The organism is Virgibacillus sp. W0181 (assembly GCF_051846915.1).
Lineage (GTDB): Bacteria > Bacillota > Bacilli > Bacillales > Amphibacillaceae > JBPYCR01.
In genome coordinates this window covers 24,269-30,268 of sequence record NZ_JBPYCR010000042.1, presented here as the reverse complement: position 1 = coordinate 30,268, position 6,000 = coordinate 24,269, and the positions used below count along the sequence as shown (strand labels likewise).

Annotated in this window: 6 protein-coding genes; all 6 read right to left on the bottom strand. The window is 39.8% G+C overall.

Annotated elements, in window-relative coordinates; translation table 11 throughout:
- Window positions 1-352: IS110 family transposase (locus ACLIBG_RS13785; RefSeq protein ID WP_439313348.1), on the bottom strand; the 352-nt coding region annotated here is incomplete at its 3' end.
- A 162-nt stretch (window positions 353-514) separates the two neighbouring features.
- On the bottom strand, window positions 515-1,909 hold the full coding sequence (locus ACLIBG_RS13780; protein ID WP_439313347.1) for an L-cystine transporter: 1,395 nt from the start codon (window positions 1,907-1,909) through the stop codon (window positions 515-517).
- A 300-nt stretch (window positions 1,910-2,209) separates the two neighbouring features.
- Complete coding sequence (locus ACLIBG_RS13775; RefSeq protein ID WP_439313346.1) at window positions 2,210-2,662, bottom strand: OsmC family protein; 453 nt, start codon at window positions 2,660-2,662, stop codon at window positions 2,210-2,212.
- Between the two features lie 256 nt (window positions 2,663-2,918).
- The gene (gene chrA, locus ACLIBG_RS13770; RefSeq protein ID WP_439313345.1) at window positions 2,919-4,097 is read right to left on the bottom strand and encodes a chromate efflux transporter; all 1,179 of its coding nucleotides are present in this window, start codon (window positions 4,095-4,097) and stop codon (window positions 2,919-2,921) included.
- 141 nt (window positions 4,098-4,238) lie between these two features.
- Window positions 4,239-4,607: a DUF488 domain-containing protein gene (locus ACLIBG_RS13765; protein ID WP_439313344.1), complete on the bottom strand. Its 369-nt coding sequence runs from the start codon at window positions 4,605-4,607 to the stop codon at window positions 4,239-4,241.
- Window positions 4,608-4,787: 180 nt separating this feature from the next.
- Entirely contained in the window at window positions 4,788-5,555 is a 768-nt protein-coding gene (locus tag ACLIBG_RS13760; protein ID WP_439313343.1) for a TerC family protein, read from the bottom strand.
- Between the last annotated feature and the right edge of the window lie 445 nt (window positions 5,556-6,000).

The following is a 6,000-nucleotide window of genomic DNA, read 5'->3' as shown; positions in this document are numbered from 1 at the left end:
TGGTTGGTGAATTGTCATCCAACTCTTTTGATTTTTTTACATGCGCTGGGTTTACAACGACTACTTCGAGTCGCTTTTCCATTAGCCAATAAGCTAATGGCAGCCAGTAATGGCCTGTTGGCTCCATGCCTATAATGACATCCGTTTTCCCTTGTTGAATGGATAATTCGTTTTGCCAACGCAAAAGGGTCTGAAAGCCTTCAAATGAGTTATCAAAGTATAGGGCTTTTCCGAACTGAATACCTCGAAAATCCTGCGCACGTGCAACATGTTTGTTCTTCGCAATATCAATACCGACAATTAAAGTGCTCTCTTTTAGTTGTAAGATCTTTTCGTTTTGTTTATAATTCATGATAGTCCTCCTTGGTTAATTTAAGGGTCCTTTTGCTAGCTAGCTGCGGACACCTCGTATCATACCAAGGGGACATTTTTTATTCAATCCTCATTTTGCTTCATTACAGGAATGCTTTCTTACCTTTTGAAAAACCGCTTCAAGGAAGAAGCGGCTGTTTCATTAAATAGCAATATTTTTTTCTGTTGCTGTTTCATCATTAAATGTTTTTATATTCAATTTCTTCATAATCCGTGCAGTTAATGTGCCTGACAGCATACTATCATTTACATTGAGTGCCGTACGCCCCATATCGATAAGTGCTTCAACTGAAATAAGCACACCAGCGAGAGCCACCGGAAGTCCCATGGAGGAAAGAACGATCAACGCTGCAAACGTCGCACCGCCACCTACACCGGCTACACCAAATGAACTAATCCCTATAACTAAAACCAGTTGGATCAAAAACCCCGGGGATAACGGGTCAATTCCTACAGAAGGAGCAATCATCACTGCAAGCATCGCCGGGTAAATACCGGCACATCCGTTTTGGCCAATCGTCGCCCCAAACGAAGCGGACATGTTGGCAATCCCTTGGTCAACACCCAGCGCATTTCTCTGAGCTTGAATATTTAATGGAATCGTCCCTGCACTAGATCGTGAAGTGAAAGCAAATCCAAGGACCGGAAGCACCTTTTTTACATAGGTGAGCGGATTCAAGCCAAACAGGCCAATTAATAGCAAGTGAATAATAAACATAGCGATTAAAGCAACGTACGATGCAACTACAAATTTACCAAGTTCTATAATCCCTGCGAGTTCTGTATTAGCTACTGTCGTTGCTATTAATGCAAGAATTCCGAATGGCGTTAAACGCAGTACTAATGTAACAATGCGCATAACGACTGCATAAACAGCATTAACTATTGTCGTGAACATTTCCGCCTGTTTCGGGTTTTTCCGTCGTAAACCGAGTACAGCAATCCCAACAATAAGGGAAAAGAACACAACAGCAATCACCGATGTTGGCCGTTCACCAGTCATATCCATAAATATATTCGATGGAATGAAGTTTAGAATTTTTTGCGGTGTGGATAAATCCTCGATCTCCCCAAGCTTTGTTTCCAATAAACTTCCCCGTTCCGCTTCGTCCGCCCCAATATCAATTTGATCCGCATTTAAGTCAAAAGCGACCGCGCTGCCAATCCCGATTACAGCGGCTACCATCGCAGTGGAAACGAGAAAACCAATAATCCATGCGGACATCTTCCCCAATTCTGACGATTTTTCCAAATTAATAATCGACTGAATGATTGATACCATAACGAGCGGAATAACAATCATCATAAGCAAACGAATATAACCTCTACCAACAATGTTGTACCATTCCGTTGTTTCTCCCAACACTTCCGAACCTGCACCATATGCTGCTTGTAATAGTGCACCTAGCAAAATCCCAATTCCAAGCCCTGTGAATACACGTTTACTAAAAGAAACATGTTTTTTCTGCATATAAATTAACAGGACAATAGTACCCAGTAAAACACCAATATTCATTAATACGTATATCGAACTCAAAGTTATTCCCCCTTGGTTTTTATTTAAAACATATAATTCCTATAAACTTACTATACTTTAACATATTATCTGTTATGCTAATCGGTGTCAATATAAATAAATAAAAAATAAAAAAATCGCACCCATTATTATTTAAATGAGTACGATTGATATTTGACTATTATTAAACTATCAGTGAAGCATACCTTGATAATTACCATTTATAGCAGCTTTAAATACATAAGTCGCATTTTGTTTACTCACGTAAGTAGCGAGTATTTCATATTTTAACAAGACTTTTCGTACCTTATTATGAAAGCTTCACTTTTTAATCCGTGGTATATTTGCTTGTAGTTCGACCTCTACATTTCCGCGAATAGCACGGGAAATCATACAGCCTTTTTCCGCTGCTTCTACAAGCTGTTCTAACTTTTCAAACTCTTCATCTTCGGCATCTTGTTTAAGAATAACGGTAGGTCGATGAATTATTTTTTTATAGGTAATTACGCCTTTATCCACATTAACAATACCAACTGATTCCAGTAGCATTTCATCGAGCGGTAATTTCTTCCGTTCGATCATCGCAGCAAGCGTAATAATATAGCATGTAGCAGCTGCACCGAGTAGCATCTCATCCGGATTTGTTCCAACACCCGGTCCGTCCATTTCTTCCGGGATCGATATAGCAGTTTGTAAATTTCCGGATTCGATATATCCTTCACTATCTCTGCCACCTGGCCATTGTGCTTTCAAATGAAAATGATGCTCTGACATCTAGATGCCTCCTCTTTTCTACCTCTAATCCCTTTTCAAATTTTATTGAAGTATATAGGTGATACTTACTCCTCGTTAACAGCTTTTGCATTACCTAGCCTTTATAATGAAAGATGTCAGGAGCCTTGTCGCACTTATGCAGCAAAAGTTCTATGCTGACTTATCCAATAAAGTGACACTTCATTCAGTTGAGGATTTCCTTTCCCCCACCTTCTCGTTTCATTTTCCATGCATAAAGGCAGAGCATTACAGCCCGTTAATTCGTGATAATATTAATAGCTTGTCCTAAAACAACACCAATAATAACGATAAGCCACGCTGGTAACTTCCATACTTGCAGCATAATAAACAAAAGTGCAGCAAGGGCGAAATCGAGATTATGATTGATCGAAGACGTAAAAACCGGATCGTAAAATGCCGCTAATAATATGCCGACGACACTGGCGTTAACACTATTCAGCATTCCTTGAAAACGGGGTTTTCCTCGCAATTCCTTCAAAAATGGTAGTGCCCCAATAACAAGCAAGAAAGAAGGAAGAAATATCGCTACCGTTGCAATGATCGCTCCTATTACTCCATGAATCATTGCCCCTAAATAGCTTGCAAAGGTAAACAATGGACCAGGAACCGCCTGTGCCATCCCGTAGCCAGCCAGAAACTGACTCGATGTAAGTAATTCTGTTGGAACGACTTCTTTTTCAAGCAATGGTAAAACAACATGCCCTCCACCAAATACGAGGGTACCGACCCGAAAAAACATATCGAATAACTGTATATGAACCGAGGGGTACGTTGTTGCTAAAATTGGAGTTCCAATTAACAGTAAAACAAGCAATGCTAACGAGAAAACACCTTGCTTTTTTGTAATAGAAATAGCGAATGAATGTACATCTGGTTGAGACTGTTTTGCAAAAGCAAAAAAGCCTAGCAAAGCGGCAACCGCAATAATCATGATTTGAATAAATGCAGATGGAACAGCGAGCATGATTACAGCAGCGAGCAGAGCGATAGCGATACGTGGTCGATCCGGTGTTAGCTTTTTGCCGAGATTAAGGACAGCATGAGCAACAACAGCAACCGCAACAATTTTCAAGCTAGCAATCCAACTAGCATCACCCAACGAAAACGTTTGATACATTGCAGCAAATAAGACAAGCACAATGACGGAAGGCAGGGTAAATCCAAACCAGGAAACAACCCCTCCGAATATTCCACCGCGTATCATCCCAATTGCCATACCAACCTGGCTGCTCGCGGGCCCAGGAAGAAATTGAGCAAGTGCAATAATATCGGCATACGTCTTATCATCCAGCCATTTGCGTTTATCCACATACTCGTTTTTAAAATAGCCGAGATGAGCAATCGGACCGCCAAATGATGTTAAACCTAACTTTAATGATGTAAAGCCTATTTCTAAAAGTGTTTTTAACTGCATCATATCCTCCTGAAAACTTTGTAACTATACCATAAAGTATAAGAAGGATACAATGCCAGCTAAAACATAAAGTTTTACACTCAGTTTACAATGTTTTCATTTTCTAGCGTGGAGTGAAAAATCTGTATTGTGGCCAGATCTTTACGTCACATGTACATGATCAATTATTTCTTTTAATACTTTTGCTTGATTATTGTTTTCATCTTTAGCAGAAAACAATAAGGTTATATTTTTATTATGTTTTTTTGTAATCTCCTTTAATTCGTCTAATGCGTCACCTTGTTCATCCGTTTCAAGTTCTTGTTTATACTTTTTCTTAAATTCATCATATTTGTCAGGATCGTGATCAAACCATTTACGCAAATCGTTGGAAGGACCAATGTCTTTTAACCAATGATCCAATTTAGCATCTTCTTTAGACATACCGCGAGGCCAAACCCGATCGACCAAAATGCGTACGCCGTCCTTTTTATCTGCTTCATCGTATATACGTTTTATTTGTACTGGCATGATAATCCTCTCCTTTCGAATCTGCTATATTTATACCCGTTCTGCTGATTCGAAAACCATTGTAGATAATAACCGGATTAGGTGCTTGTTCGTGATGCCGCTACTTCTTGTTTGAGGCAGAATCCTACCTACAATAAAAAATTGTGGATACTGCTAAGGTTATTAGGTTAAAGTTTTTATCTAATGTTGAACAGTCTGTTTTTTTGTCTTTTTATGACCGGACATAAACCAACCTGATACAGCTATACCGACAAGTACGACGTAAAAGATAATTTTCCAAACCGTAGAATGTGGAAAATCATGAGGAATGAGTAAAATATCCTCGTGCGCCAACACAATGACAGATAACTTTACTCCTACCCAACCGACGATGGCAAATGCAGCGACTTCAAGTCCCGGGCGATCGTGCAACAGTTTCACAAATATATTTGCTGCAAAACGCATGAATATAACACCGATCATCCCGCCGGCAAACACAACGAGAAATTGTCCGCCATCCAAACTCCCGACAGTAAATAAGCCAGTCGGAGTGAGCGCTACTGCAAGCGCAACCGCTGCTAAAATAGAATCAATTGCAAAAGCCAAATCCGCAATTTCAACTTTCAATACGGTCATCCAAAAGCCGCTTCCTTTTGTTTTTGGCTTTTTCTTTTCTTCTTTATGCGCATAACGATCATATAAATTCTTAAATGCAATAAATAGTAAATACAACGCTCCAAGCGCTTGTACTTGCCATATATCGACAAGAAAAGAAATAACAAATAAAGACCCGAATCGGAGAATAAATGCCCCTGCTAACCCATAAAAAAGTGCTTTTCGACGTTTTTCATCCGGTAAATGCTTGACCATAATTGCTAACACTAGTGCGTTATCTGCAGCCAAAAGCCCTTCCAATCCAACCAGAATGACAAGCACCCATAAGTATTCTATTACTAATTGTATGTCCATTCGTGTCTCTCCTTTAAGAGGTTGTTCAAAAAGCCACCAAATTATTAGTGGCGAATTACTACGTTGGCAATAGCAGACCTCCTGCTAAAAACGCCCACGTCCTGTGGGCAACGCAGAAGTCAGTACCTAGCCTGTTGCTCGAAACTATGCCGCCTCGTCTCTTTTGCTTCCAATTCGGCTTTTTTTGAACACACTCTTTAATATAAAAATGGTCCCCGCCAATAGGCAGGAACCATGCTAAAGCAGCAAAAAAGACCCTTACCTATAATGGTAAAGGTCTCGCTAACAACGATCGTTGCCAATCAAGCCGGAGGATAATTCCTCGTAATGACGACTTCAATTGTGCAGCTACTCCCCTTTAGGAATATGCGGTTAATTTAATTAAAACATGCTGTATATTACTATGTCAATAAACTTGTCGAAAATCCCTTACCATTGTATAGTA

Coding starts and splice junctions, on each gene's coding strand:
- ACLIBG_RS13775 (WP_439313346.1), bottom strand. CDS start 2,662: ATGTCAGAGCATCATTTTCATTTGAAAGCACAATGGCCAGGTGGCAGA.
- chrA (WP_439313345.1), bottom strand. CDS start 4,097: ATGCAGTTAAAAACACTTTTAGAAATAGGCTTTACATCATTAAAGTTA.
- ACLIBG_RS13765 (WP_439313344.1), bottom strand. CDS start 4,607: ATGCCAGTACAAATAAAACGTATATACGATGAAGCAGATAAAAAGGAC.
- ACLIBG_RS13760 (WP_439313343.1), bottom strand. CDS start 5,555: ATGGACATACAATTAGTAATAGAATACTTATGGGTGCTTGTCATTCTG.